This window comes from Priestia sp. TSO9 (assembly GCF_021029645.1).
GTDB classification, from domain to species: domain Bacteria; phylum Bacillota; class Bacilli; order Bacillales; family Bacillaceae_H; genus Priestia; species Priestia megaterium_E.
This window is the reverse complement of sequence record NZ_JAJEKD010000015.1, coordinates 1,531,378-1,557,061: the sequence shown is the minus strand read 5'-3', so window position 1 is coordinate 1,557,061 and position 25,684 is coordinate 1,531,378. Positions and strand designations below refer to the sequence as shown.

The 25,684-nt window shown below is 39.1% G+C and carries 27 protein-coding genes; 24 read left to right on the top strand and 3 right to left on the bottom strand.

Annotated elements, in window-relative coordinates; genetic code table 11:
• The first annotated feature begins 18 nt into the window (after positions 1-18).
• The 5 genes from yhbY to LJC66_RS23250 are packed head-to-tail and all read left to right on the top strand — an operon-like array spanning position 19 to position 2,611.
• Positions 19-318, top strand: a complete 300-nt coding sequence (gene yhbY / locus LJC66_RS23270; protein WP_013059260.1) for a ribosome assembly RNA-binding protein YhbY — start codon at positions 19-21, stop codon at positions 316-318.
• A 60-nt stretch (positions 319-378) separates the two neighbouring features.
• Entirely contained in the window at positions 379-951 is a 573-nt protein-coding gene (locus LJC66_RS23265; protein ID WP_025750563.1) for a nicotinate-nucleotide adenylyltransferase, read from the top strand.
• Complete coding sequence (yqeK, locus tag LJC66_RS23260) at positions 938-1,510, top strand: bis(5'-nucleosyl)-tetraphosphatase (symmetrical) YqeK (RefSeq protein ID WP_230933621.1); 573 nt, start codon at positions 938-940, stop codon at positions 1,508-1,510. Before LJC66_RS23265 ends, yqeK begins: the two co-directional genes overlap by 14 nt.
• Positions 1,503-1,856 (top strand): ribosome silencing factor, encoded by a 354-nt coding sequence (gene rsfS, locus LJC66_RS23255; protein WP_013085071.1) that lies wholly within the window; start codon positions 1,503-1,505, stop codon positions 1,854-1,856. The genes yqeK and rsfS overlap by 8 nt, the downstream gene beginning before the upstream one ends.
• On the top strand, positions 1,853-2,611 hold the full coding sequence (locus tag LJC66_RS23250; protein ID WP_195695880.1) for a class I SAM-dependent DNA methyltransferase: 759 nt from the start codon (positions 1,853-1,855) through the stop codon (positions 2,609-2,611). The genes rsfS and LJC66_RS23250 overlap by 4 nt, the downstream gene beginning before the upstream one ends.
• Positions 2,612-2,651: 40 nt before the next feature.
• Here LJC66_RS23250 and comER read toward each other — a convergent pair whose 3' ends face one another.
• Positions 2,652-3,482 (bottom strand): late competence protein ComER, encoded by an 831-nt coding sequence (gene comER / locus LJC66_RS23245; RefSeq protein WP_230933620.1) that lies wholly within the window; start codon positions 3,480-3,482, stop codon positions 2,652-2,654.
• 96 nt (positions 3,483-3,578) lie between these two features.
• Between comER and LJC66_RS23240 the strand changes: the two genes are divergently transcribed.
• The 3 genes from LJC66_RS23240 (at position 3,579) to LJC66_RS23230 (ending at position 7,237) form a co-directional block, all read left to right on the top strand.
• Positions 3,579-4,214 carry a helix-hairpin-helix domain-containing protein gene (locus LJC66_RS23240; RefSeq protein ID WP_269067686.1) on the top strand — a complete coding sequence of 212 codons (636 nt, stop codon included), beginning with the start codon at positions 3,579-3,581 and terminating at the stop codon, positions 4,212-4,214.
• Positions 4,215-4,310: 96 nt separating this feature from the next.
• Entirely contained in the window at positions 4,311-4,877 is a 567-nt protein-coding gene (locus LJC66_RS23235) for a ComE operon protein 2 (RefSeq protein ID WP_025750557.1), read from the top strand.
• Positions 4,878-4,945: 68 nt separating this feature from the next.
• Complete coding sequence (locus LJC66_RS23230) at positions 4,946-7,237, top strand: DNA internalization-related competence protein ComEC/Rec2 (protein ID WP_230933618.1); 2,292 nt, start codon at positions 4,946-4,948, stop codon at positions 7,235-7,237.
• Positions 7,238-7,294: 57 nt separating this feature from the next.
• Here LJC66_RS23230 and LJC66_RS23225 read toward each other — a convergent pair whose 3' ends face one another.
• Positions 7,295-7,429, bottom strand: a complete 135-nt coding sequence (locus LJC66_RS23225) for a YqzM family protein (RefSeq protein WP_013059251.1) — start codon at positions 7,427-7,429, stop codon at positions 7,295-7,297.
• A gap of 327 nt (positions 7,430-7,756) precedes the next feature.
• Between LJC66_RS23225 and holA the strand changes: the two genes are divergently transcribed.
• Positions 7,757-8,773, top strand: coding sequence for a DNA polymerase III subunit delta (holA, locus tag LJC66_RS23220; protein ID WP_230933617.1), 1,017 nt, complete (start codon positions 7,757-7,759; stop codon positions 8,771-8,773).
• Between the two features lie 34 nt (positions 8,774-8,807).
• On the opposite strand, the gene rpsT is transcribed toward holA, so the two are convergent.
• Positions 8,808-9,074, bottom strand: a complete 267-nt coding sequence (rpsT, locus tag LJC66_RS23215; RefSeq protein ID WP_013059249.1) for a 30S ribosomal protein S20 — start codon at positions 9,072-9,074, stop codon at positions 8,808-8,810.
• Positions 9,075-9,330: 256 nt separating this feature from the next.
• On the opposite strand from rpsT, the gene gpr reads away from it, so the two are divergent.
• The 15 genes from gpr to floA all read left to right on the top strand — a co-directional run bounded on the left by gpr (position 9,331) and on the right by floA (position 25,677).
• Complete coding sequence (gene gpr, locus LJC66_RS23210; protein ID WP_013059248.1) at positions 9,331-10,443, top strand: GPR endopeptidase; 1,113 nt, start codon at positions 9,331-9,333, stop codon at positions 10,441-10,443.
• Between the two features lie 84 nt (positions 10,444-10,527).
• Entirely contained in the window at positions 10,528-10,863 is a 336-nt protein-coding gene (locus tag LJC66_RS23205) for a DUF3679 domain-containing protein (RefSeq protein ID WP_013085063.1), read from the top strand.
• A gap of 128 nt (positions 10,864-10,991) precedes the next feature.
• On the top strand, positions 10,992-12,815 hold the full coding sequence (gene lepA, locus LJC66_RS23200) for a translation elongation factor 4 (protein ID WP_013059246.1): 1,824 nt from the start codon (positions 10,992-10,994) through the stop codon (positions 12,813-12,815).
• Between the two features lie 175 nt (positions 12,816-12,990).
• Positions 12,991-14,130 (top strand): radical SAM family heme chaperone HemW, encoded by a 1,140-nt coding sequence (gene hemW, locus LJC66_RS23195; protein ID WP_230933616.1) that lies wholly within the window; start codon positions 12,991-12,993, stop codon positions 14,128-14,130.
• Between the two features lie 91 nt (positions 14,131-14,221).
• On the top strand, positions 14,222-15,250 hold the full coding sequence (hrcA, locus tag LJC66_RS23190; RefSeq protein ID WP_013059244.1) for a heat-inducible transcriptional repressor HrcA: 1,029 nt from the start codon (positions 14,222-14,224) through the stop codon (positions 15,248-15,250).
• Between the two features lie 105 nt (positions 15,251-15,355).
• Complete coding sequence (grpE, locus tag LJC66_RS23185; RefSeq protein WP_230933615.1) at positions 15,356-15,916, top strand: nucleotide exchange factor GrpE; 561 nt, start codon at positions 15,356-15,358, stop codon at positions 15,914-15,916.
• A 30-nt stretch (positions 15,917-15,946) separates the two neighbouring features.
• Positions 15,947-17,764, top strand: a complete 1,818-nt coding sequence (gene dnaK / locus LJC66_RS23180) for a molecular chaperone DnaK (protein ID WP_013059242.1) — start codon at positions 15,947-15,949, stop codon at positions 17,762-17,764.
• A 235-nt stretch (positions 17,765-17,999) separates the two neighbouring features.
• Positions 18,000-19,130 carry a molecular chaperone DnaJ gene (gene dnaJ, locus LJC66_RS23175; RefSeq protein WP_013059241.1) on the top strand — a complete coding sequence of 377 codons (1,131 nt, stop codon included), beginning with the start codon at positions 18,000-18,002 and terminating at the stop codon, positions 19,128-19,130.
• A 117-nt stretch (positions 19,131-19,247) separates the two neighbouring features.
• Complete coding sequence (gene prmA / locus LJC66_RS23170) at positions 19,248-20,189, top strand: 50S ribosomal protein L11 methyltransferase (protein ID WP_230933740.1); 942 nt, start codon at positions 19,248-19,250, stop codon at positions 20,187-20,189.
• A gap of 19 nt (positions 20,190-20,208) precedes the next feature.
• Positions 20,209-20,961, top strand: coding sequence for a 16S rRNA (uracil(1498)-N(3))-methyltransferase (locus tag LJC66_RS23165; RefSeq protein ID WP_230933614.1), 753 nt, complete (start codon positions 20,209-20,211; stop codon positions 20,959-20,961).
• A gap of 5 nt (positions 20,962-20,966) precedes the next feature.
• Positions 20,967-22,325 carry a tRNA (N(6)-L-threonylcarbamoyladenosine(37)-C(2))-methylthiotransferase MtaB gene (mtaB, locus tag LJC66_RS23160; protein ID WP_230933613.1) on the top strand — a complete coding sequence of 453 codons (1,359 nt, stop codon included), beginning with the start codon at positions 20,967-20,969 and terminating at the stop codon, positions 22,323-22,325.
• 226 nt (positions 22,326-22,551) lie between these two features.
• Positions 22,552-22,725, top strand: a complete 174-nt coding sequence (gene rpsU / locus LJC66_RS23155) for a 30S ribosomal protein S21 (RefSeq protein ID WP_013059237.1) — start codon at positions 22,552-22,554, stop codon at positions 22,723-22,725.
• A gap of 15 nt (positions 22,726-22,740) precedes the next feature.
• On the top strand, positions 22,741-23,184 hold the full coding sequence (locus LJC66_RS23150; RefSeq protein WP_013059236.1) for a GatB/YqeY domain-containing protein: 444 nt from the start codon (positions 22,741-22,743) through the stop codon (positions 23,182-23,184).
• 178 nt (positions 23,185-23,362) lie between these two features.
• The gene (locus LJC66_RS23145; protein ID WP_050688516.1) at positions 23,363-24,694 is read left to right on the top strand and encodes an NfeD family protein; all 1,332 of its coding nucleotides are present in this window, start codon (positions 23,363-23,365) and stop codon (positions 24,692-24,694) included.
• Positions 24,694-25,677, top strand: a complete 984-nt coding sequence (gene floA / locus LJC66_RS23140; RefSeq protein WP_013059234.1) for a flotillin-like protein FloA — start codon at positions 24,694-24,696, stop codon at positions 25,675-25,677. Before LJC66_RS23145 ends, floA begins: the two co-directional genes overlap by 1 nt.
• The last annotated feature ends 7 nt before the right edge of the window (positions 25,678-25,684 follow it).

The following is a 25,684-nucleotide window of genomic DNA, read 5'->3' as shown; positions in this document are numbered from 1 at the left end:
GATACAACGGAGGTTTTTATGTTAACAGGTAAACAAAAACGTTTTTTACGTTCAAAAGCACATCATTTAAATCCAATTTTCCAAGTAGGGAAAGGTGGAGTCAACGAGAATATGATTGGTCAAATTGCTGATGCATTAGAAGCAAGAGAATTATTAAAAGTAAGCATTCTGCAAAACTGTGACGAAGATCGTGACACGGTTGCTGCTCGATTAACAAAAGGAACAAAAGCAGAGCTTGTACAAGTGATTGGAAATACAATTGTATTATATAAAGAATCACGCGAAAATAAGCAGTTAATGCTTCCAAAAGTGAAATGAAATAGAGCGGGGAAACCCGCTCTATTTAGAAATGAAGTAAATTAAAGGAGTCGGGGATTGTTGAAGAGTATTGGAATTTTAGGTGGAACATTCAATCCGCCTCATTTGGGGCATTTAATGATGGCAAATGAGGTTTTGCATGCCTTGAAATTAGATGAGATATGGTTCATGCCGTCGTATATTCCACCTCATAAAACAATCAAAGAGCCTATTGAGCCATATCATCGTTTACAAATGCTAAAGCTAGCTATTGAAGAACATGATCAATTTACCCTGCAGCCGATTGAATTTGAGCGCAAAGAGCCTTCATATACATATGATACGATGAGAATACTAACGGAGAAATATCCAACGTATCAGTTTCATTTCATCATTGGTGCTGATATGGTAGAATATTTGCCGAAGTGGTATGAAATTGATGAATTAGTCAATTTGGTTACATTTGTAGGTGTAAAACGCCCGGGGTATACCATTACGTCCCCTTACCCGATAAAAGAAGTAGAAGTTCCGCAGTTTGATGTCTCCTCTTCCTTTATTCGCGAACGAGTAGTAAAGAAAGAAACCATTCGTTATTTTATACCTGCTGGTGTTAAACAATATATCGAGGAGAATCAATTATATGAATCGAACTGAGGCATTAGAAATCGTAAAGAAACAGTTAACAGAACGTCGTTATATTCATACTGTCGGGGTAATGGAAACAGTAATTGAATTAGCTAAGCGTTTTGAAGCAGACGAAAAAAAAGCAGAACTGGCTGCTATTTTTCATGACTACGCCAAGTTTCGTCCAAAGGAAGAGATGAAGCAAATTATTATTGATCAAAACATGAACCCTTCTTTATTGGAATACAATACCGAATTATGGCATGCTCCAGTAGGCGCGTTTTTAGTGAGAAATGAAGTAGGGATTACAGATAAGGAAGTATTGGATGCAATTGCTTACCATACATCCGGAAGACCTGGCATGACGTTACTTGAAAAAATTGTGTACGTTGCTGATTACATTGAACCCGGAAGGAGATTTCCAGGTGTTGATGAAGTGCGGGAGTTAGCTAAAACGGACTTAAATGCAGCACTTATTCAATCACTGAAAAACACCATTTCTTTTTTAATGACTAAACATCAGGCCGTTTATCCCGATACGATGATGACATATAATGATTTAATCTTAGGAGGTCAAACACATGACTGAACGTGAATTGCTATCTCTTGTTGTAGAAGCAGCAGACGATAAAAAAGCAATCGATATCGTAGCGTTAAATATGGAAGGAATCTCACTTGTGGCAGATTATTTTGTTATTTGTCACGGTAACTCAGATAAACAAGTGCAGGCAATCGCTCGTGAAATTAAAGAAAAAGCACACGAACAAGGCATTTCTGTGAAGCGTTTAGAAGGATTTGAGCAGGCTAAGTGGGTTCTTGTTGATCTTGGAGATGTTGTGGTTCACATTTTCCATAAAGATGAGCGCGGATATTATAACTTAGAACGCTTATGGGGAGATGCACCATTTGTAAGTTCAGAAGAGCTACAGCTATGAGCAGGTACGGAGAATTTGCCTACGTATATGATCAGCTAATGGCAGACGTTCCGTATGACGATTGGGCTGAATTTTTTAATCAGCAGGTGGCAAAAGCGAAAACAAAGCCTGACAGTATATTAGACCTTGCCTGCGGCACGGGAGAACTCTCCGTTCGATTTGCACAAGAAGGTTTCTCCGTAGTAGGCGTTGATTTGTCTGATGATATGCTTATGGTGGCCCAGGAAAAGGCGGCAGAAGCAGGGGTAACGCTATCTCTTTTTCAGCAAAACATGGCGGAACTTGAGTTATTGAAAGAGTTTGACTGTGTAGTAATCTTTTGTGATTCTTTGAACTATTTGCAAAGTGATAAAGAAGTTCAAGAAACCATTCAACGTGTATATAAGCACTTAAAACCAGGTGGGCTCTTTATATTTGATGTTCATTCAGTGCACAAGATGAAGGACGTATTTGGAAATCAATCTTTTTCTTATGTAGATGAAGACGTGTCATATATTTGGAACTGCACCTATGACGATACAGACATGCGCGTAGAGCATGATATTACGTTTTTTGCTTATGATGAAGAAATCGATGCATATCATCGCTTTGATGAGGTGCATGCTCAGCGCACTTGGTCGATTGACCATTACCAATCATGGCTGCGCGAAGCTGGCTTTATAAATATAGAAGTAAGTGCAGATTTCAAAATGAGTGAGCCTACTTCAAACAGTGAGCGCATCTTTTTCTCTGCGCAAAAAAAAGAAGCCGAGTAGAGGCTTCTTTTTTTGGTTCAAAGCAGGATTTCTACAGAAATTATGGAATAAGACTATCAAACTGATTGTGAACAAGCTCAATGTCTTCGTCAAATTTTTCATGTGTTTTTTGAAATACGTGCACAAACATCTCTCCGAGTTCAGCTTCTAAAACTTTAATACCTTCTCCGGTTACACCGCCTTTTACGCATACTTTATTCTGCAAGGTAGGAAGCGTAAATATTTCTTTTTCCAACAGTTTTCCCATTCCAATAATCATATCACTGGCCATGACGGTAGCTTCTTCTTCAGAAATATTGGTTTCTTGAACTGCTGCATCAATAAAGCGTTGAAGCAAAAAGCTGAAGAATGCAGGACCGCAGCTTACGATATCGGATGATACGCGCGTAATCGTTTGATCAATAGCCACAGGCTTTGACATAGATGAAAATAATTCATGTAAATAATTTTGGTAAAAAGGCGTACATCTTTCTCCAAACGTGAAAAGAGAAACACCTGCTAATGCCCGATTCGTAATGCTAGGAATAATTCTAGCTGCTTGACTCGGAATGAGGCGTTCGATTTGTTCTACGCTAATTGGACTGGTAATGGATACAATGCAATGATCTTTCGTCAGCAGTGGTTCTAATTTTATTAAAAGGGGGTGAATATCCAATGGCTTAACACAAATAAAAATGACTTTGGATGCGTGAACAACTTCTTCAGCTGTATCAGCAACATGAATTTTTTTATGCTGCTGTTGAATCTCTTTGGCTCTTTTTTTTGTGCGATTCATAATAGTAATTTTAGAAGGACGTACGGCTTTTGATTCAATAAACGCATCAATTAATATTTTCCCCATGTTTCCTGTTCCGATAAACCCTATGTTCACTGATTCATTCCCTCCTTCAAAAGCCTTTTCTTCTAAACACTATGAAGACATAATGGAGTTTATGACGTTACTTCAAAATTCAAAGGAGTGTACAATTTGACTTTTTCAAAAAAACAATGGCTAATCGGGTGTATTTGCTTAGCAGTTGGCTTGACTTTTTATATCTATCGCACAGGCGGAGAGAAACCGGAAAGTTCTCTTCAAACCTCAGATATGATAAGGGCAGAATCTTCTGCTGCAAAAAAAGAAGGAGAGTCGTCTGATCAAGTAATTTCGAGCCAAGATTCTCCGTTTGTGATGGTGGATATTAAAGGAGCTGTTCAGAAGCCTGGTGTATACCAGCTTCCGAAAGATGCAAGGGTAAAAGATGCTCTAGCACAAGCCGGAGGCGCTACGAAAGAAGCGGACTTAAGACAGCTCAATTTAGCTAGCAAGCTACAAGATGAAATGGCAGTTTACATTCCAGCTGCTGGAGAAGAAATCCCGCCTTCATCTCCTGTTTCTTCAATCTCTTCCTCAGGAACTTCAAACGATCAGCCCCTTGTTAATATCAATACAGCGAACACTGATGAACTGCAAACGTTAAATGGCATTGGACCTTCAAAAGCGAGTGCCATCGTTTCATATCGAGAGGAAAATGGCTTGTTTCAAACAGTAGAGGATTTGGGGCAAGTATCAGGTATTGGCGAGAAGTCGCTAGAAAAAATCAAAGCTCAAATTACGGTACAGTAGAGACTTATTGACGAAAAAGGAAAAGAAACGCTACACTATGAAAGAGACAAGTATAATGATAATTATTCAGTTTTAAATAAAAAGGTAGGGAATGAGATGAACCGGATTTCATGGGATCAATATTTTATGGCACAAAGCCATTTGCTAGCTTTAAGAAGCACTTGTGAACGTCTGGCTGTTGGGGCTACAGTGGTGCGTGATAAACGTATTATAGCTGGAGGATACAACGGCTCGATCAGCGGAGGGGTGCATTGTGCTGACGAAGGCTGTTATGTGATTGATGGACACTGTGTAAGAACTGTCCATGCAGAAGTGAATGCACTCTTGCAGTGTGCTAAGTTTGGTGTGAAAACAGAAGATGCGGAAGTATACGTCACGCATTTTCCGTGTTTAAACTGCTGTAAAGCCCTTATTCAAGCGGGAATTAAAACAGTATATTACGCTAATGATTACAAAAATCATCCGTATGCTGTTGAGTTATTTCAACAGGCGGGAGTGAAAACAGCAAAAGTTGAACTTGATGAAGCAATCATTGACTTAAAAAGTAAAGAGAAGCTTCAATTTGTGACGGATGTTCTCGCTCGTTTAGAAAAAAGCGGAGCGGACGAAGCAGAAGTGATGAATTTACAGCGTGAAGCTCTCGCTTTGTTTACGGCAAATTAAAGATAAAAGAGGTTTTTTACTTGGTAACAGTAAGAAGCCTCTTTCTTTTAAGAAGAAAGGAGCTAAAAGTGAAAGGATATTATATTTATTGTGCTTTTAGCATGATGATAGCTTTATATGTATATGATAACTATTCCGCTGTAAGCCTGTTTTTGCTAATCGTGCTTTTCATTTTTCAATGGCTACAATGTCCGAGGAAAGTGGTTATTGCTTCTGCACTGTTGAGTGTTTTGTGCGTCTACCTATTAGCTGAGACAAATAAGCATAACAAAACGGTTCTTTTAACTGAATCTTCTTCTTTTACAGGCGAAATTTCATCTGTGCCGCATAGTGACGGCGACAAGCTTACTTTTAAGTTTACGGTTCAAAATGAAGAGGTCATGGCTTTTTATAAACTAAAAACGTTGGAAGAGAAACAGCAGCTCGAAAAGCTAACGATTCATCAAGTTTGTCAACTGGCGGGGCAATTAACTTCTCCTTCACCTGCCCGCAACCTTCATGCATTTGATTATCAACAGTATTTGTACCATCAGTCTATTCATTGGCAGCTTAACGTTAAGAGACTTGATTTGGTAAAATGCCAGCTCCCCACTTTAACTCCACTTACGTACCTTACCTTTATTCGTCAAAAAGGAATTAATTATATTCAACAAAATATGTCGGATCCAGGCGCTGGGTTTATGCAGGCACTAATTTACGGCGAGCGCACCGGCATCGAAGAAGAGAGTATCAAGCGCTATCAGCAATTTGGTTTAATACACTTGCTTGCCATATCAGGTCTTCATGTTGGACTGCTGACAGCGATGTGTTTTTATTTGCTCATTCGGATTGGAATAACGCGCGAGCGAGCCATTACGCTTTTACTTTTGCTTCTTCCTGTATATATGGTTTTGGCCGGTGGCAGCGCTTCAGTTGTCCGAGCTGTTTTTATGAGTATGCTGATGCTTATATCGATAAAAATACAAAGAAAAATTCTTTTAGTTGATAGCATCAGCCTTGCTTTTATGGCCATGCTGCTTTTTAAGCCTTACTATTTATTTGATGTAGGATTTCAGCTTTCTTTTGCCGTTAGTTTTGCATTGATTTTATCGAGTCAGACGATTTTACCTCGTTTTCATTCTTCTTTCAGCCAGCTCATGGCTGTTTCAGCGATTGCACAAATCAGTTCACTTCCTTTATTGCTGTACTATTTTTATGGAGTATCTCTCCTCAGTTTGCCATTAAATATGGTGTTTGTACCGCTGTTTTCTCTTGTTATATTACCTCTTTGTTTGCTCATTCTTTTTGTTCGTATCCTCTTGCCGGGAGTGAGTGAACTGCTGGAGCAAATTCTTCATGTTCTTTTACTTTTTTGTGAAAAATTGCTTGGCTTTTTTGAGTGGATTCCCGCTGATTTTGTAACGGGAAAACCCCACATTGTGCTGTTTTTGGGCATGTACGTATGCATTTATGCTTTATTTGTGGCGGTCGAAGAAGGAGAATTTTTCGTTCGCTATATGTTTCTTCTCGTGGCATTGTTAGCTGTACAATGTATGTACCCTTATTTGAATCCAAAAGGAACGGTCACAATGGTCGATGTAGGACAAGGAGACTGCTTTATCATAGAGCTTCCTTATCGAAAAGGTGTGTATATGATCGATACCGGAGGAACCGTTTCATTTCCAACAGAACCATGGCAAAAACGTCGTTCTTCTTTTGACGTGGGAGAAGACGTACTTGTTCCCTTTTTGCATTCAAAAGGAATAACAAGGGTAGATAAAATGATTATTACACACGGCGATTATGATCACGCAGGGGCGGCACAGCATTTATTTTCACAAGTGGCTATCGGAGAGCTGGTGCTTGGGAAAAAAGCTGAATTAAATGATGTAGAGACTGGCTTGGTGCTCACTGCTCAAAAACAAAGCGTGCCTGTTCAAATTGTTCAACAAGGAGATAGCTGGCAAGAAGGAGGTGTGTTATTTCAGATTATTTCTCCGACAGGTTTCGAAGAAACGAGCAACAACGGCTCAATTGTAATAGACGCTAAGTTAGGAAATTTAAGATGGCTATTCACCGGAGATTTAGAAAAGGAAGGAGAACAAAGAATATTGAAAGACTTTCCAAACCTTAAAGCAGATGTATTAAAAGTTGGGCATCATGGCAGTAAAACTTCAACTTCAGAAGAGTTTGTTCAACATTTAAATCCTAAAGTAGCGCTTGTTTCAGCGGGACAAAAAAATCGTTATGGCCATCCTCATCAAGAAATATTAGAGCTTCTGAAAAGCTACGGAGTGTATATTTATCGAACGGATGAAGATGGTGGGGTAATGTATGAATTTACAAAAAAGTCAGGAACGTTTTCGCAGCAACTTCCATAGTCTATAGTAAGAAAAACGAACTAAAAAAGACTGCTAAGAAGCAGCCTTGAAGCAATTTTACGAACCCAAGTAGTGAATCACAGTTGCAATAACAAATAAGGCAGTGAAAAAGCCAAATGAAACACCAAATCCTACGGCAGAATCGACAGCGTCGTTGCGTTTACTTTGGACACTTTCTTCAAATTGGTTCATTAACACCCCTCCTGTTTACAGTATAATCTAACTTTTTTTAAAAATCTAGACAATTCAAAAGCGTTTTCACAAACTGACAACAGTTAACAACTATACTTTATGGACATGAGGAGAAAATAGAGATAAGGGTTTAATCATTAACAAATAAGTAACCTAGGGCTTATATTGTTGATGTTTATCATAAACTGAGGAATTGTCGTTTTAAGACAATTCCTTTTGTATTGTTGCCAAAAACTCATAACACCTTTACGATAGAAATTGTATTTTGTTTATCAATAACTATACATAATCAATATAGATGAATAAAAAAAGAGGAGCGTATATACGTTGGCAGTTGATAGCTTAAAAAGTATTACCAAAAATAATATAGCCCCCGTTTATTTAATACACGGGGTTAATGCATTTATGAGTAAAAAGATTAGAGATAAAATCGTCGACTATACGTTGAATGAAGAAGATAAAGAATTTAACTTGTCACTATACGATTTAGAAGAGACATCGATTGATCAAGTTCTAGAAGATGCTGAAACGCTTCCTTTTTTAGGAGACAAGCGTGTAGTGGTCGCGAAAAATGCAGCATTTTTAACGGCTGAAAAATCAAAAGATAAAGTCGAACATGACCTGGCAAAACTTCAGCAATATGTCGAACAGCCCCCGTCTTTTTCTACGTTAATTCTTCTAGCCCCTTATGAAAAGCTGGATGAAAGAAAAAAAATAACAAAATTATTAAAAAAACAAGCAGCTTACATCGAAGCGAACGAATTTGGTGAAAAAGAAATGAAGCAGTGGATTCATAATTTACTTTCAAAAGATGGAGTGAATATGGATGAAGATGCTGTGACGCTGCTTATTCAGCTTGTGGGTCTTAATGTAACGCTTGTGACAAATGAAATTGAAAAAATGGCGTTATACGTTGGACAAGACGGAGTCATTACAAAAGAAGTGGTGCTTAAGCTTGTGGCAAAAACGCTTGAACAAAATGTATTTACGCTTATTGACGCTGTTATTCAGCGAAAGGTTTCTACTGCTTTAAATATGTATCAGGATTTACTGCGTAATAACGAAGAGCCTATTAAAATTTTATCTTTGTTAGCGACGCAGTTTCGTTTGATTTATCATACGAAGCAGCTGTCTAGTCAAGGGTACGGTCAGCAGCAAATTGCTCAAACGATTAAGGTTCATCCGTTTCGTGTGAAAATTGCTTTGCAGCAGAGCAGAAGTTTTGAGGAACAGCAGCTTAAAGAAATTTTAAAGGATTTAGCAGAGGCAGATTATGAAATGAAGACGGGGAAAATGGATAAAGCGCTTATTTTACAGCTTTTTTTATTAAAAAGAGCGCAATAAAAAAACGATCCTAATGGGATCGTTTTTGTCTCAATTATGCAGATAAACCGTTAAGTTTTACTGCTAAGCGAGATTTTTGACGAGCTGCAGCATTTTTGTGGATAATACCAGATTGTGCAGCTTTGTCTAATTTTTTAGAAGCAACAGCAAATGCTGCTTTTGCGTTATCTACATCGTTGTTTTCAACTAAAGCTTCAAAGTTTTTGATTGCAGTACGCATAGCTGATTTAGCTTGAATGTTATGAGCACGGCGAGCTTCAGTAGTTTTTACACGTTTGATAGCTGATTTAATGTTTGGCATCCGTTTCACCTCCCGAAATGATAACAATCGAGATTATATAGAACTCGACATTCTTCACAATAAGAACAAAAGATATTTTATCAAACACAAGGACAGAATGCAATAGCCTTGACAAGGAATTTTATATGACAGACCTCTCTTCAAAAGCTTGTAGCTGATATTGCGCCTTTCTTTCCACTTTTCATTTCTTAAATGCATGAATCTGCCAGTCCTCGGTGACAATAATTCCAACAAAGATTGTCTAGGAGGTTAAGAAGTGGAAAAAGAACTTGATTTAAGTCAATATAGCGTGCGCACGGATTTAGCTGTCGAAGCAAAAGACATAGCGTTAGAAAACCAGCCTAAACCGAATAACCAGTCAGAAATCAAAGGCGTAATTGTAAAAGAAAAAGAAGAACAAGGTGTCAAAATTTCAATGGTAGAAATTACGGAAGAAGGCGCAGAAGCAATCGGTAAGAAAAAAGGCCGATATGTAACCCTTGAATCGGTAGGCATTCGCGAGCAGGATACTGAAAAGCAAGAGGCCATGGAAGAAGTATTTGCTAAAGAGCTGAATTTTTTTATTAAAAGCCTCAACATTCCAGATGATGCTAGCTGTCTTGTAGTGGGTCTTGGAAACTTAAGTGTTACACCAGATGCGCTTGGACCAAAGGCAGTAGATAATTTGTTGATTACAAGACATTTGTTTGAGCTACAGCCTGAAAGCGTGCAAGATGGCTTTAGACCCGTTAGCGCCATTGTTCCGGGAGTAATGGGAATGACGGGTATTGAGACAAGTGATATTATCTTTGGCGTTGTAAAGAAAGTGAATCCAGATTTTATCATTGCAATCGACGCGCTGGCCGCTCGTTCGATTGAACGGGTAAATGCTACCATTCAAATTTCAGATTCAGGTATTCATCCGGGGTCTGGGGTTGGAAACAAGCGCAAAGAAATAAGTTATGAAACACTTGGCATTCCAGTTATTGCAATAGGTATTCCAACGGTAGTGGATGCGGTTTCCATTACAAGCGATACAATTGACTTTATCTTAAAACATTTCGGCCGAGAAATGAAAGAGCAGGGAAAGCCGTCTAAGTCGCTGCTTCCGTCCGGTATGACGTTTGGAGAAAAAAAGAAGCTCACCGAGGATGACTTACCCAACGAAGAGCAGCGTCAAACGTATCTCGGTATGATTGGCACCCTTCCCGATGAAGAAAAAAGACGTCTTATTCATGAAGTGCTTGCACCTTTAGGCCATAATTTGATGGTTACGCCAAAAGAAGTGGATATGTTTATTGAAGATATGGCTAATGTAGTTGCAGGAGGACTTAACGCTGCTTTGCATCATGAAGTGGATCAAGAGAACTTTGGGGCATATACTCATTAATACGCTTTTAGATGAATGAGTTCTTCACAATATAGTCATAATGGTTAGTACTACAGAAGATAAAGAAGTAAGGGGCCTAATAATATGATTAAATTTACTTTAAAATCAGTAGTGCTAACCATTTTTTTACTGTGCATCGTATTTTTAGGGATGCAGACGGCTCAGCAAGGGTTGATTAAAATGAAGGGATATAATGATCCTTCGATTGAACATGTTATTAATGTGTCTAAAACGTCAGATGGTCAGGTGGAAGCTGCTGTTTTAGGTTCAAAAAAAGTCGTGAATATTGATGAAAAACAGCAGTTTCTAGAAAAACGAAAGGCTTTTAACTTTTTCTCCTCGCTAGGTCAAAGTTTAGCGGAAGGCGTGAAAAGTACAATAGGAAAAGCTTTTAAGGCTATCCATCATCTTCTTAATTAAAAGCAGAATCTCTTTCTGCTTTTTTGTATGGAAAAATCCTCAATGGAATGCTTATTGAATGTTGACGAATGTGTTGTTATAATTTAGTTTAGTGTATTTTGCCGATTTTCAGTAGGAGTGAAAAAAATATGGATAGAGAAGCAAGATTGAAACGACAATCGAAAATTAGAAACTTTTCGATTATTGCTCATATAGACCACGGTAAGTCAACATTAGCAGACCGTATTTTAGAAAAAACAAATGCGTTAACACAGCGAGAAATGAAAGCTCAGCTTTTAGATTCGATGGATTTAGAACGTGAACGTGGAATTACCATAAAATTAAATGCTGTGCAGCTTCAATACAAAGCAAAAGATGGAGAAGAGTATACTTTTCATCTAATTGATACACCGGGACACGTCGATTTTACATATGAAGTGTCGCGAAGTTTAGCCGCGTGTGAAGGTGCTATTCTAGTAGTAGATGCAGCTCAAGGTATTGAAGCTCAAACACTAGCAAACGTGTATTTAGCACTTGATAACAACCTTGAAATTTTACCTGTCATTAATAAGATTGACCTGCCGAGTGCAGAGCCAGAGCGAGTGCGCCAAGAAGTTGAAGACGTAATTGGATTAGATGCGTCGGAAGCTGTATTAGCTTCAGCTAAAGCAGGAATTGGTATCGAAGAAATTTTAGAACAAATTGTTGAAAAAGTCCCTGCTCCTGAAGGGGATCCAGATGCACCGCTTCAAGCGCTGATCTTTGATTCATTTTATGATGCATACCGAGGTGTAGTTGCATCTATTCGTATCGTACAGGGACGAGTAAAAGTAGGCGACAAAATTAAAATGATGGCAACAGGAAAAGAGTTTGAGGTAACGGAGCTAGGTGTGTTAACGCCAAAAGCCGTTGCTAAAGATGAACTTTCTGTTGGCGACGTAGGGTTTTTAACAGCAGCTATTAAAAACGTTGGAGATACGCGAGTAGGGGACACGATTACTCTTGCTAAAAACGGAGCAAGTGAACCTCTTCCTGGTTATCGTCGTCTGAATCCAATGGTATACTGCGGACTGTATCCAATTGATACAGCGAAGTATAACGATCTTCGTGAAGCACTAGAAAAGTTAGAGCTAAATGACTCTGCACTTCAGTTTGAACCAGAGACGTCTCAGGCCTTAGGGTTTGGTTTCCGATGTGGATTCTTAGGGTTGCTTCACATGGAAATTATCCAAGAGCGTATTGAGCGCGAATTTAAAATTGATTTAATTACAACAGCTCCGAGCGTTATTTATGACGTGTATTTAACAGACGAGACTCATCTGTCTGTAGATAACCCGTCTAATATGCCGGACCCACAAAAGATTGAACGCGTGGAAGAACCGTATGTAAAGGCAACGATGATGGTACCAAACGATTATGTTGGTGCTGTGATGGAGCTTTGTCAGAAGAAGCGAGGCAACTTTATTGATATGCAGTACTTGGATGCTAATCGCGTGAGTATTGTATACGAAATTCCGCTAGCTGAAATTGTATATGATTTCTTTGATCAATTAAAATCAAATACAAAAGGCTACGCGTCGTTTGATTACGAGCTTATCGGATACCAGCCTTCGAAGCTTGTGAAGATGGATATTCTCTTAAACGGCGAAACGGTCGATGCACTGTCCTTTATCGTGCACAGAGATTCAGCTTACGATCGTGGTAAAGTCATTGTAGAAAAGCTTAAAGAGCTTATTCCACGTCAACAGTTCGAAGTGCCGATTCAAGCGGCAATCGGTCAAAAAATTGTAGCGCGTTCAACAATTAAAGCCATTCGTAAAAACGTTTTAGCAAAATGTTACGGAGGAGATATCTCTCGTAAACGTAAACTTCTTGAAAAACAAAAAGAAGGTAAAAAACGTATGAAGCAGGTTGGTTCTGTTGAAGTACCGCAGGAAGCATTTATGGCTGTGCTTCGCATGGACGAAGATTAATAGCTGAAATTCTATTATTTAACATGTCAAATTAGTTTTGAAAATCAAGCTAATCTGATACGATAGTAAAGAGTTTTGAGCGCTGTAAATAAGTGTGAACGAACATAGATAAAAATACCGCAGAGAGACTCTGCGGTATTTTTATCATTTATAAATGTGATTGAGGTGAAAGTCCATGGTGAAGGCAGCATATCTGCATATCCCGTTTTGTCATCATATTTGTCACTATTGTGACTTTAATAAAGTGTTTTTTAAAAATCAGCCCGTTATGCCGTATTTGGAAAGCATGCGAGAAGAAATGAAACAAACAGTCGAACGTTATCCAACGACCAATTTAAACACGATATTCGTTGGGGGTGGGACGCCCACAGCGTTAGATGAACAGCAGCTAGAGTATTTTTTAGAATCCATTCGTATGTATCTTCCTTATGACGAAAAAGGTGAGTTTACATTTGAAGCGAATCCGAATGAATTAACAAAAGAAAAGCTTCAGCTTCTTCATGATTATGGCGTGAATCGTTTAAGCATTGGTGTACAAACGTTTAATGAAAGATTATTGGATAAAATTGGACGTGTGCATTCAAATAGACAGGTATTTGATTGTGTTGAGCAAGCGAGAAAGATTGGAATGTCGAATATAAGCTTAGACTTAATTTATAGCCTGCCGGAACAAACGGTAGCTGATTTCTCTTCTACGCTTCAAACCGCTTTTTCATTAGAGGTAGAGCACATGTCTGCCTATTCGTTAATTATTGAACCTAAAACGGTATTTTATAATTTAATGAACAAAGGGAAGCTGCCTCTGCCTGCTCAAGAAGAAGAAGCAGCTATGTATGAGCTGCTCATGAAAGAAATGGACAAACAAGGTTTTCATCAATATGAAATCAGTAATTTCGCAAAGCCAGGCTACGAGAGTATTCATAATCTAACCTATTGGCACAACGACGATTATTACGGAATTGGCGCAGGCGCACATAGCTATATAAACGGAATAAGACGAGCAAATATTGGACCATTAAAAAAGTACATTGATTCGGTCGAGCAAAACGGAAATGCATATCTCAATGAAGTGAGCGTGACCGAGGCTGAAAAAATGGAAGAAGAAATGTTTTTGGGCCTTCGTAAAACGAAAGGAGTCTCAAAAGAGGAGTTTAAGAAAAAATTCAATCGAGAATTAAAAGATGTATTTGGAGAACCTATTCAAGAATACAAAGAGAAAGGACTTTTGGGTGAAGATAATAGCTCAGTCTTTTTAACACACAATGGTCGATTTTTGGGGAATGAAGTTTTTCAAGCCTTTATTGGGATAATCTAATATCAAATCGTTGACATCGCTATAGTGATTTGGTAATTTATTATTAGATTTAGCACTCAGAGTTTTAGAGTGCTAACAGAGGTGATGAAGCGTGCTTACTGATCGACAGTTATTAATTTTACAAGTCATTATTGATGATTTCATTCGATCTGCGCAGCCGGTAGGCTCTCGAACATTATCTAAGAAAGAAGAGTTTAATTTTAGTTCGGCTACGATTCGTAATGAGATGTCAGACCTAGAAGAACTTGGATTTATTGAAAAAACTCATACTTCTTCAGGGCGCGTTCCGTCTGAGAAAGGTTATCGTTATTATGTTGATCATCTAGTGTCCCCGCAGCACTTGAAAGCAAGCGACGTTTCGACGGTACGTTCGGTATTCGCTGAACGCATTGTAGAATTGGAGCAGCTCGTTCAAAAGTCAGCGCAAATTTTATCTGATTTAACGAGTTTAACGTCTATTGTGCTAGGACCAAAAGCGGTCAGCCATAAGTTAAAACAGCTGCAGATTTTACCTTTAACAGCTCAGTCAGCTGTTGCCATTATTGTGACTGATACAGGACACGTTGAAAGTCGGACCATTACGCTGCCGAGCAGTATTCAACCTTCCGATATTGAAAAAATGGTTAACATTTTAAACGAAAAGCTCATCGGCGTTCGTATTACTGATTTACATGATAAAATGTACAAAGAAGTAGCGACGCTCTTAAAAAGCCACATTCAAGGGTATGAGCAGACGATGGATATACTCAATGATGCATTAAAGCTCAACATGAATGGCAAATTAGTAGTTGGCGGCAAAACGAATATGTTTGCTCAGCCGGAATTTCATGATCTTAATAAAATTCGCGGGCTGTTTAACATCATTGAACATGAACAGCAGTTTTATAAGCTGTTAAGCCCAAATGAGGCTGGCATACATGTGAAAATTGGTCATGAAAATAAATTGAATGAAATGGTAGGGTGCAGCTTAATTACAGCTAGTTATTCCTTTGGTCACGAACAGCTTGGCACAATTGCTATACTGGGACCGACCCGCATGGAATATGCGCGTGTGATTAGTTTGCTTACACTGCTGTCATCAGATATGTCTCAAGTATTAACAAACTTGTATAAAGAATAAAGGAATCGGGTGGAATATATTACTTCCATCCTTTCCCTGTGATAAAATAAAAAACGTTGTTTAAAATGTGAAAATGTGTGTAAACATTTAAGGGAGGTGAATGAATTGTCAAACGAAAAGCAAGTAGAAGAACAAAACGAAAAAGTGGTTGAAGAAGTTCAAACAGACTCTGCTGAAGCAACTGAAGCTGAAGCGTCTGAGGAAGTAAACCCTCTTCAACAAGAAAATGATCAATTAAAGCAACAGCTTGAAGAAGAAGAGAATCGCTACTTACGTCTACAAGCTGATTTCGATAATTTCCGTCGTCGTTCACGTCTCGATGCAGAAGCTGCTCAAAAATACCGTGCTCAATCATTAGTTTCGGATATTTTACCAGCACTTGATAACTTTGAACGTGCATTACAAGTTAACACAGCGGACGAACAAACTAAATCCGTGCTGCAAGGTGTAGAAATGGTATACCGTCAATTAGTAGAGGCACTTCAAAAAGAAGGTGTTGAAGCAATTGAATCAGTCGGGAAAACATTCGATCCATACGAGCATCAAGCAGTGATGCAAGTAGAAGACGATAAATACGAACCGAACACGGTAGTAGAAGAGCTTCAAAAAGGTTACAAATTAAAAGATAAAATCATCCGCCCTGCGATGGTTAAAGTGAATCAATAACACTACATATTATGAAGGAGGTCATTGTCAATGAGTAAGATCATTGGTATCGATTTAGGTACAACTAACTCTTGTGTCGCTGTATTAGAAGGCGGCGAACCAAAAGTAATTCCAAATCCAGAAGGAAACCGTACAACGCCATCAGTTGTGGCATTCAAAAACGGTGAGCGTCAAGTTGGGGAAGTAGCGAAACGTCAAGCTATTACAAACCCTAACACAATTATTTCAGTTAAACGTCATATGGGTACAGACCATAAGGTGGAAGCTGAAGGCAAGCAATACACGCCTCAAGAAATGTCAGCTATCATTCTTCAACATTTAAAAGGTTATGCTGAAGAGTATTTAGGTGAGCCTGTAACAAAAGCTGTTATCACAGTTCCTGCTTACTTTAATGATGCTGAGCGTCAAGCAACAAAAGATGCTGGTAAAATTGCTGGTTTAGAAGTAGAGCGTATTATTAACGAGCCTACTGCAGCAGCACTTGCGTACGGATTAGAAAAAACAGATGAAGATCAAACAGTTTTAGTTTATGACCTTGGTGGCGGTACGTTTGACGTATCTATTCTAGAACTTGGCGATGGCGTATTTGAAGTTCGCGCAACTGCAGGTGACAACCGCCTTGGTGGTGACGACTTTGACCAAGTAATCATCGACTATTTAGTCGCTGAATTCAAAAAAGAAAACGGCGTTGATTTAAGCAAAGATAAAATGGCGCTTCAACGTTTAAAAGATGCGGCTGAAAAAGCGAAAAAAGATTTATCAGGCGTAACATCTACACAAATTTCTTTACCATTTATCACTGCTGGAGAAGCTGGCCCTCTTCACTTAGAGGTATCTTTATCACGTGCTAAATTTGACGAGTTATCAGCAGGCCTTGTAGAGCGTACAATGGCTCCTGTGCGTCAAGCTTTAAAAGATGCAGGCCTTTCTGCAAGCGAACTTGATAAAGTAATCTTAGTTGGTGGTTCAACTCGTATCCCAGCGGTACAAGATGCGATCAAAAAAGAAACTGGTCAAGATCCTCACAAAGGTGTAAACCCTGATGAAGTAGTTGCACTTGGTGCAGCAATTCAAGGTGGCGTATTAACTGGTGATGTAAAAGACGTTGTATTACTAGACGTAACGCCTTTATCACTAGGTATCGAAACAATGGGTGGCGTATTTACAAAGCTAATTGAGCGTAATACGACGATTCCAACAAGTAAATCACAAGTATTCTCAACGGCTGCAGATAGCCAAACAGCTGTAGATATTCATGTTCTTCAAGGTGAGCGTCCAATGTCTGCGGACAACAAAACTCTAGGTCGTTTCCAGTTAACTGATATTCCACCTGCGCCACGCGGAGTACCTCAAATCGAAGTATCATTCGATATTGACAAAAACGGTATCGTAAACGTTCGTGCAAAAGATTTAGGTACAAACAAAGAGCAAGCTATTACAATTAAATCTTCAACAGGTTTATCAGATGACGAAATCGACCGCATGGTAAAAGAAGCGGAAGAAAACGCAGATGCTGATAAGCAACGTAAAGAAGAAGTGGAACTACGCAATGAAGCAGATCAATTAGTGTTTACAACTGAAAAAACACTAAAAGATCTTGAAGGAAAAGTAGAAGAAGCTGAAGTAACAAAAGCTAACGAAGCAAAAGATGCTTTAAAAGCAGCGATTGAAAAGAATGACCTTGAAGAAATCAAAGCGAAAAAAGATGAACTTCAAGAAATCGTTCAAGCGTTAACTGTAAAATTGTATGAGCAAGCTCAACAAGCTCAGCAAGCAGGTGAACAAGGCGCTCAAAATGATGATGTTGTAGATGCAGAGTTTGAAGAAGTAAACGACGACAAAAAATAATGCATCTTGACGACTAACGTGAATGACGCCATGGTGCGATTCACATCTTTTTAAAAAGTCAAAGTCAAGCTTATTTCTTGGCTTTGACTTTTTTAACGTGGAAAAGCGAAAGGGAAAGTTTTTCACTTGGCTCTCTGCGTGCACGGGAGCAATAGAAAGTAACTTTTATGTTGCTATGGAATTATTAATAATGATACAATTACGTTTATGTGAAACGATTCGGGAGTGAGTATTGATGAGTAAGCGAGATTACTATGAAGTACTCGGTATCAGTAAGAGCGCTACAAAAGATGAAATAAAAAAAGCATACCGCAAGCTTTCTAAACAATATCATCCAGATATTAACAAAGCGGAAGATGCTGCTGACAAATTTAAAGAAGTAAAAGAAGCATATGAAGTATTGAGTGATGACCAAAAAAAAGCACAATACGATCAATTTGGTCATACTGATCCAAATCAAGGCTTTGGCGGCTTTGGTGGAGGCGGCTCAGACTTTGGCGGCTTCGGCTTTGAAGATATTTTCAGCTCGATCTTTGGTGGTGGTGGTCGCAGACGTGACCCTAATGCTCCGAGACAAGGTGCCGATTTACAATACACGATGACACTTTCTTTTGAAGAAGCTGTTTTCGGAAAAGAAACAACAATTGAAATTCCACGTGAAGAAACGTGTGAAACATGTCACGGTTCAGGTGCAAAACCTGGAACAAAAGTCGATACATGTTCGCACTGTAATGGTTCAGGTCAGTTAAACGTTGAACAAAACACGCCGTTTGGCCGCGTGGTAAATCGACGTGCATGTCATCATTGTAATGGTACGGGAAAAATCATTAAAGACAAATGTGCAACGTGCCACGGTGACGGTAAAGTAACAAAACGACGTAAGATTAATGTTAAAATTCCAGCTGGTGTAGATGATGGTCAACAGCTGCGCGTAAGTGCTCAAGGAGAACCAGGGGTAAATGGTGGTCCTCCGGGAGATTTATACGTAGTGTTCCACGTGCGCACTCATGAATTCTTTGAACGTGATGGAGACGATATCTACTGCGAAATGCCTTTAACGTTTGCTCAGGCAGCGCTAGGTGATGAAGTAGAAGTACCAACTCTACACGGCAAGGTGAAGCTGAAGATTCCTGCTGGTACACAAACGGGAACGAAATTCCGTTTAAAAGGAAAAGGTGTGGCAAACGTACGAGGATATGGTCAAGGAGATCAGCATATTCACGTTCGAGTTGTAACTCCAACAAAAATATCAGAAAAACAAAAACAATTATTGCGTGAGTTCGCTGAACTGAGCGGTCAAGAAGCCGTTGATGAGCAGCATGATTCCTTTTTTGCAAAAGTAAAACGAGCAATTAAAGGAGAATAATTGTCTTTCATAGTAAACAGAGACAGGTTGGTAAAGGTACTTTGCCAACCTGTCATCTGTCATGTTCATATTTAAAATCCTATATTACTGAAGGCAGAAAGGATGAAGTTGGTAGCAATGAAATGGTCTGAAATTTGTATTCATACAGCGCAAGAAGCAATTGAACCCATCTCTCATATTTTACATGAATCAGGAGCTAGCGGGGTAGTCATTGAAGATCCTGCTGATTTAGTGAAAGACAGAGATACAACTTTTGGTGAAATCTACGATTTAAACGTAGAAGACTACCCAGAAGAAGGTGTAGTGATTAAAGCATATCTTCCAGTTAACAGCTTTTTAGCAGAAACTGTGGATGGTATCAAAAAAGAAATTAATGGACTGCTTGTTTACGACTTTGATTTAGGAGCTAACAAAGTTACGATCAGTGAAGTGAACGAGGAAGAGTGGGCCACTGCTTGGAAAAAATATTATCATCCCGTGAAAATTTCAGAGCGTTTTACGATTGTACCAACTTGGGAAAACTATGAAAAAGTAAGCACAGATGAATTGATTATCGAGCTTGATCCCGGAATGGCTTTTGGGACAGGTACGCATCCAACAACGGTTATGTCTCTTCAAGCATTGGAAAGAACAGTGAAAGCAGGAGATAGTGTTATTGACGTGGGTACAGGTTCAGGAGTGCTAAGCATTGGCGCAGCTCTGTTAGGAGCAAGTAATGTACAAGCTCTAGACCTTGATGAAGTAGCCGTGCGTTCTGCTCGCGAAAATATTGAACTGAATCAAGTTGGGAACGTCGTAACAGTAGGTCAAAACAACTTATTGCAAGGTATAGAAGGACCGGTTGACATTGTTGTGGCGAATATTCTAGCTGAAGTAATCGTTCGTTTTGTAGACGATGCTGCAAAGGTATTAAAGCCAGGAGGCATGTTCATTACATCAGGTATTATTAGTGCGAAAAAAGAAGATGTCAAAAAAGCGTTAACGGGAGCGGGCTTTGTTATTCAAGAAGTAACGCTTATGGAAGACTGGGTAGCAATTATTGCGCAAAAACAAGCTTAACAAGTGAGAAGGTGTCAAGATGCAACGTTATTTTCTGCCAAATGATCAATTTCAAGAGCAAAGTGTCATAGTGACACAAGATGATGCCCATCATATCTCACGCGTCATGAGAATGAATGAAGGATCACAGTTTATTGCCTGTAATGAAAAGGGGCAAGCTGCTTTGTGTGAAATTGAAAATATTTCCGCTAACGAAGTGAAAGCATCTATTATAGAATGGATAAGCGAAGAAAAAGAGCTTCCAGTCCATGTTACAATTGTGAACGGTCTGCCTAAAGGGGATAAGCTCGAGCTTATTATCCAAAAAGGGACAGAACTTGGGGCGTATAAGTTTATCCCTTTTATTGCGGCTCGTTCAGTTGTTAAATGGGATGATAAAAAGAGTCAAAAAAAAGTAGATCGCTGGAACAAGATTGCTAAAGAGGCTGCAGAACAATCTCATCGTACGATTGTACCAGCAGTAGAAGCCCCAATTTCTTTTAAAAAACTAGTAGAAATTAGCGGTGACTATACTCATAAAGTTGTAGCCTATGAAGAAAGAGCAAAGCAAGGAGAAACATCTCATCTGCACGCTGTTCTTTCGGCTTTAAAACCCGGCCATTCCGTGCTTGTGGTTGTAGGCCCCGAGGGTGGTTTGACCGAGCAGGAAGTAGAAGTATTAGAAGAAAATGAATTTACAATAAGCGGATTTGGTCCGCGAATTTTACGAGCAGAAACAGCTCCTTTATATGCGCTGTCTGCTATATCTTATCAAACTGAGTTAATGAGGTGACGATTATGTCAACAGTTGCTTTTCACACGCTAGGGTGTAAAGTAAATCACTATGAAACAGAAGCAATTTGGCAATTGTTCAAAGGCCAAGGCTATGAGCGTGTTGAATATGAACAAACTGCCGATGTATATGTAATTAATACATGTACGGTAACAAATACAGGAGATAAAAAAAGCCGTCAAGTTATTCGCAGAGCTGTGCGGAAAAATCCAGATGCGGTTATTTGTGTAACTGGGTGTTATGCTCAAACTTCGCCAGCTGAAATTATGGCCATTCCTGGTGTTGATATCGTAGTAGGTACACAAGATCGCGTTAAGATGCTTGATTATATTGAACAATTTAAAAAAGAGCGTCAGCCGATTAACGGCGTAGGAAACATTATGAAAACACGCGTATATGAAGAGCTAGATGTACCGGCTTTTACAGACCGTACGCGTGCTTCGTTAAAGATTCAAGAAGGCTGTAACAACTTTTGTACATTCTGTATTATTCCATGGGCGCGCGGTTTAATGCGATCTCGTGATCCTAAAGAAGTAGTAGCACAAGCACAGCAGCTAGTGGATGCGGGCTATAAAGAAATCGTGTTAACAGGTATTCACACTGGCGGATACGGAGAAGACATGAAAGATTACAATCTTGCCCAGCTTCTTCGTGATTTAGAGTCTCAAGTAAAAGGATTAAAACGCATTCGTATTTCGTCAATTGAAGCAAGTCAAATTACGGACGAAGTGATTGAGGTACTAGATCAATCAGAAATGGTTGTACGTCATTTGCATATTCCTCTTCAATCAGGTTCAAATACGGTATTGAAGCGCATGCGTCGTAAGTATACAATGGAGTTCTTTGGTGAGCGCTTAAACCGTCTGAAAGAAGCTCTTCCTGGATTAGCGATTACATCAGATGTTATTGTTGGTTTCCCAGGTGAAACAGAAGAAGAGTTTATGGAGACGTATAACTTTATTAAAGAGCACGGTTTTTCAGAGCTTCATGTATTCCCGTATTCTAAACGTACAGGTACGCCAGCGGCTCGTATGACCGACCAAATTGATGAAGAAGTAAAAAATCAACGTGTGCATCGTTTAATCGAACTTTCAAATCAATTGGCAAAAGAATATGCTTCAACGTTTGAAGGAGAAGTACTAGAAGTAATTCCGGAAGAAAAATATAAAGAAGATCCTGAAAGTGGTTTATATGTAGGGTATACTGATAACTACTTAAAGGTTGTGTTTAAAGCGTCTGAAGAAATGGTTGGAAAGCTTGTAAAAGTGAAAATTTCAAAAGCTGGATATCCTTATAATGAAGGTGAGTTTGTTCGCCTGCTAGATGAGGTTCATCTTCAAGATCAGGTGAAAATGAGCTCATAACACTTATTGGAAAGCTGCGTGTATACGCAGCTTTTTTCATACGTGTAAAAAAGCTGAACGAGTAATGTTTTATCAAGAAAGTTCATAAAATAAAGGGGTAATAACTGCATTACTTTATGTAAAGCGGTTGACCTTAAGGAATCATTATATTATAATTGCAAAAGACATGTCTAACATGTCATTTCATTATGATGTTAGTGGTTTTGTTCGGAGGGAGGGAATTAGAATGTCAAGAACAGTTGTTCGTAAAAACGAATCGCTTGAAGATGCTCTTCGTCGCTTCAAACGTTCAGTTTCAAAAACTGGTACGTTACAAGAAGCAAGAAAGCGCGAATTCTATGAAAAGCCTAGCGTAAAGCGTAAGAAGAAATCTGAAGCTGCTAGAAAACGCAAGTTCTAATAAGAGGGTGGATTTATGAGTCTTCTCGAGCGTTTAAATAGTGATATGAAACAAGCGATGAAAAACAAAGAGAAAGAGAAGCTTGGGGTCATTCGTATGGTCAAAGCATCTCTTCAAAACGAAGCCATTAAGTTAGGAACCGACCTAACTGAAGCAGACGAGTTGACGGTTATTTCTCGCGAATTCAAACAACGTAAAGACTCCCTCCATGAATTTGAGAAAGCAGGTCGTCAAGATCTTGTTGATAAAATTCATTCTGAATTAGCGGTTTTAGAAGTTTACGCTCCTAAACAGCTAACTGAAGAAGAGTTATCTGAAATTATTAAAACGACGATTGAAGAAACGCAGTCTTCCTCTAAAGCTGATATGGGGAAAGTTATGGGAGCGCTTATGCCGAAAGTAAAAGGCAAAGCGGATGGCTCTCTTGTTAATAAGCTTGTCCTTCAACACTTATCATAAAAAACACCTTACCTTGTGTAAGGTGTTTTTTATATGGATAATAACCGAACGTATGTTTTGTTTTTCTTGTGCAAAGAATAACATAGATAAATTTTAAAAAATTTGAAACTATTGTTAAAGTTATTCGTATATACAGATACATGCTCATACTATCTATGGAAGGAGGGAAGTGTATTCGGTGAAAACCTTATTTTCTTTCATGTGCTTTCTTATCTTAGCCACTGGGTTATTCCCCACTATTAGCACCGCTGACGTGAAGCGTGTACACGTTATTCCTGTCAATAAAACGGTAGAAAATGGACTGCTTTCTTTTCTAAACAGATCCATTGAAGATGCGGAAAATGACGGTGCAGATTTGATTATATTGGACATAGATACTCCTGGAGGAGCTGTAGATGCAGCTTCTGAAATAGCTAAAAGCTTAACCTCAACACCTATTCCTACCGCTGCTTTTGTCGATAAAAAAGCATTATCAGCCGGAGCGTATATTGCACTTAACGCCGATCAAATTTATATGACACCCGGTTCTACAATGGGATCGGCAGCTGTGATTGACCAACAGGGAAATGCCGCAGGAAAAAAAGCTCAGTCCTACTGGTTATCGGCTATGAAGAGCGCAGCAGAACAAAATAACCGAAACCCTAAATATGCAGAAGCGATGGCAAATACCAAGATGGTAATACCTGAGCTCAACTTAAAAGGAAACGAATTGCTGACGCTCACTCCGAAGCAAGCCGAGCAAGTTGGTTATTCAGAAGGGACTGTAAAAAATTTAGACGATCTCCTAAGCGTACTTGGCTATGAAGATGCTAAACTGACGTATGCGAAAATGAGTGTAAGTGAACAAATTGCTCGTTTTCTTACCCATCCGCTTGTTGTTCCCATTTTATTATCTATTGGTGCTTTAGGAATTGTAATTGAATTGTTTACGCCTTCATTTGGTATTGCGGGCTCTATTGGAATAGCTTCACTTCTTTTATTTTTTTATGGTCATATGGTAGCAGGATTAGCTGGCATGGAAGCGCTCGTTTTATTTATAGCAGGAATTATATTGCTTCTGTTAGAGATTGTAGTACCAGGCGGAGTTTTAGGACTACTAGGACTTGGAGCTATCATTTTAAGTTTTTTTATGTCAACAGATAATAATGTCGAAATGGGAATTTCTCTTGTAATTGCAATAGTGGTGGCACTGGGAGGTGCGTTTGTGATGATGAAATTTTTTAAAAGAAAGCTTACACCTTTCAAAAAAATGGTGCTTAATGATTCACTTAATACTGAATCTGGCTATGTGTCGAATCAAAATCGTTATGAATTAATAGGAAAACAAGGTAAAACAACAACACCGCTGCGTCCTTCAGGTACCGTGCTCATCGATGAAGAGTATGTGGATGTAGTCACTGAAGGCGGATATTTAGACAAAGATGTGTTAGTAAATATTATAAAAGTAGAGGGATCAAGGGTTGTGGTGCGGAAGCTTACAGAGCCTTTGAAAAAGGAGGATCTTAATTAATGGAAGTAGGTAGCGTATTGTTTTTTGTAGTTATTGGTCTAGCAATTATTGCTTTAGCTGTTTTTTTCACTTTTGTACCGATTATGCTATGGATTTCAGCATTAGCAGCAGGCGTTCGTATTAGTATTTTCACACTGGTCGGAATGAGACTTCGTCGAGTGATACCATCTCGCGTTGTGAACCCGTTAATTAAAGCAAGTAAAGCAGGTTTAGGCATTACCATTAATCAATTAGAAAGCCACTATTTAGCAGGCGGTAACGTTGATCGCGTGGTAAATGCGTTGATTGCAGCGCACCGAGCAAATATTGAGTTAACATTTGAGCGCGGAGCAGCGATCGACTTAGCGGGCCGTGATGTGCTAGAAGCTGTACAAATGAGCGTTAATCCAAAAGTTATTGAAACACCTTTTATTGCAGGGGTGGCTATGGATGGAATCGAAGTCAAAGCAAAAGCCCGAATTACCGTTCGTGCAAACATTGATCGACTAGTAGGGGGAGCTGGAGAAGAAACGATTATTGCCCGTGTTGGCGAGGGGATTGTTTCTACAATCGGTTCGCAAAAAGATCACAAAAAAGTATTGGAAAATCCTGATATGATTTCTCAAACGGTGTTAGGAAAAGGGTTGGATTCAGGAACAGCGTTTGAAATTTTATCCATTGATATTGCTGACATCGATATTGGTAAAAATATTGGGGCAGTTCTTCAAACAGACCAAGCGGAAGCAGATAAAAATATTGCACAAGCAAAAGCCGAAGAACGTCGTGCCATGGCCGTTGCTCAAGAACAAGAAATGCGTGCAAAAGTAGAAGAAATGCGTGCAAAAGTAGTAGAAGCAGAAGCAGAAGTGCCGTTAGCGATGGCAGAAGCACTGCGCTCTGGCAATATTGGCGTCATGGATTATATGAACATTCAAAACTTGACTGCTGATACGGATATGCGTGATTCAATTGGAAAAATGTCTAAAGAAGACGATGAGAAATAATGAATGA

Coding starts and splice junctions, on each gene's coding strand:
- yqeK (WP_230933621.1), top strand. CDS start 938: ATGAATCGAACTGAGGCATTAGAAATCGTAAAGAAACAGTTAACAGAA.
- LJC66_RS23150 (WP_013059236.1), top strand. CDS start 22,741: ATGAGTCTTCTCGAGCGTTTAAATAGTGATATGAAACAAGCGATGAAA.
- rpsT (WP_013059249.1), bottom strand. CDS start 9,074: ATGCCAAACATTAAATCAGCTATCAAACGTGTAAAAACTACTGAAGCT.
- rsfS (WP_013085071.1), top strand. CDS start 1,503: ATGACTGAACGTGAATTGCTATCTCTTGTTGTAGAAGCAGCAGACGAT.
- yhbY (WP_013059260.1), top strand. CDS start 19: ATGTTAACAGGTAAACAAAAACGTTTTTTACGTTCAAAAGCACATCAT.
- mtaB (WP_230933613.1), top strand. CDS start 20,967: ATGTCAACAGTTGCTTTTCACACGCTAGGGTGTAAAGTAAATCACTAT.
- LJC66_RS23165 (WP_230933614.1), top strand. CDS start 20,209: ATGCAACGTTATTTTCTGCCAAATGATCAATTTCAAGAGCAAAGTGTC.
- dnaJ (WP_013059241.1), top strand. CDS start 18,000: ATGAGTAAGCGAGATTACTATGAAGTACTCGGTATCAGTAAGAGCGCT.
- LJC66_RS23205 (WP_013085063.1), top strand. CDS start 10,528: ATGATTAAATTTACTTTAAAATCAGTAGTGCTAACCATTTTTTTACTG.
- floA (WP_013059234.1), top strand. CDS start 24,694: ATGGAAGTAGGTAGCGTATTGTTTTTTGTAGTTATTGGTCTAGCAATT.
- dnaK (WP_013059242.1), top strand. CDS start 15,947: ATGAGTAAGATCATTGGTATCGATTTAGGTACAACTAACTCTTGTGTC.
- hemW (WP_230933616.1), top strand. CDS start 12,991: ATGGTGAAGGCAGCATATCTGCATATCCCGTTTTGTCATCATATTTGT.
- rpsU (WP_013059237.1), top strand. CDS start 22,552: ATGTCAAGAACAGTTGTTCGTAAAAACGAATCGCTTGAAGATGCTCTT.
- LJC66_RS23235 (WP_025750557.1), top strand. CDS start 4,311: ATGAACCGGATTTCATGGGATCAATATTTTATGGCACAAAGCCATTTG.
- prmA (WP_230933740.1), top strand. CDS start 19,248: ATGAAATGGTCTGAAATTTGTATTCATACAGCGCAAGAAGCAATTGAA.
- LJC66_RS23250 (WP_195695880.1), top strand. CDS start 1,853: ATGAGCAGGTACGGAGAATTTGCCTACGTATATGATCAGCTAATGGCA.
- LJC66_RS23225 (WP_013059251.1), bottom strand. CDS start 7,429: ATGAACCAATTTGAAGAAAGTGTCCAAAGTAAACGCAACGACGCTGTC.
- lepA (WP_013059246.1), top strand. CDS start 10,992: ATGGATAGAGAAGCAAGATTGAAACGACAATCGAAAATTAGAAACTTT.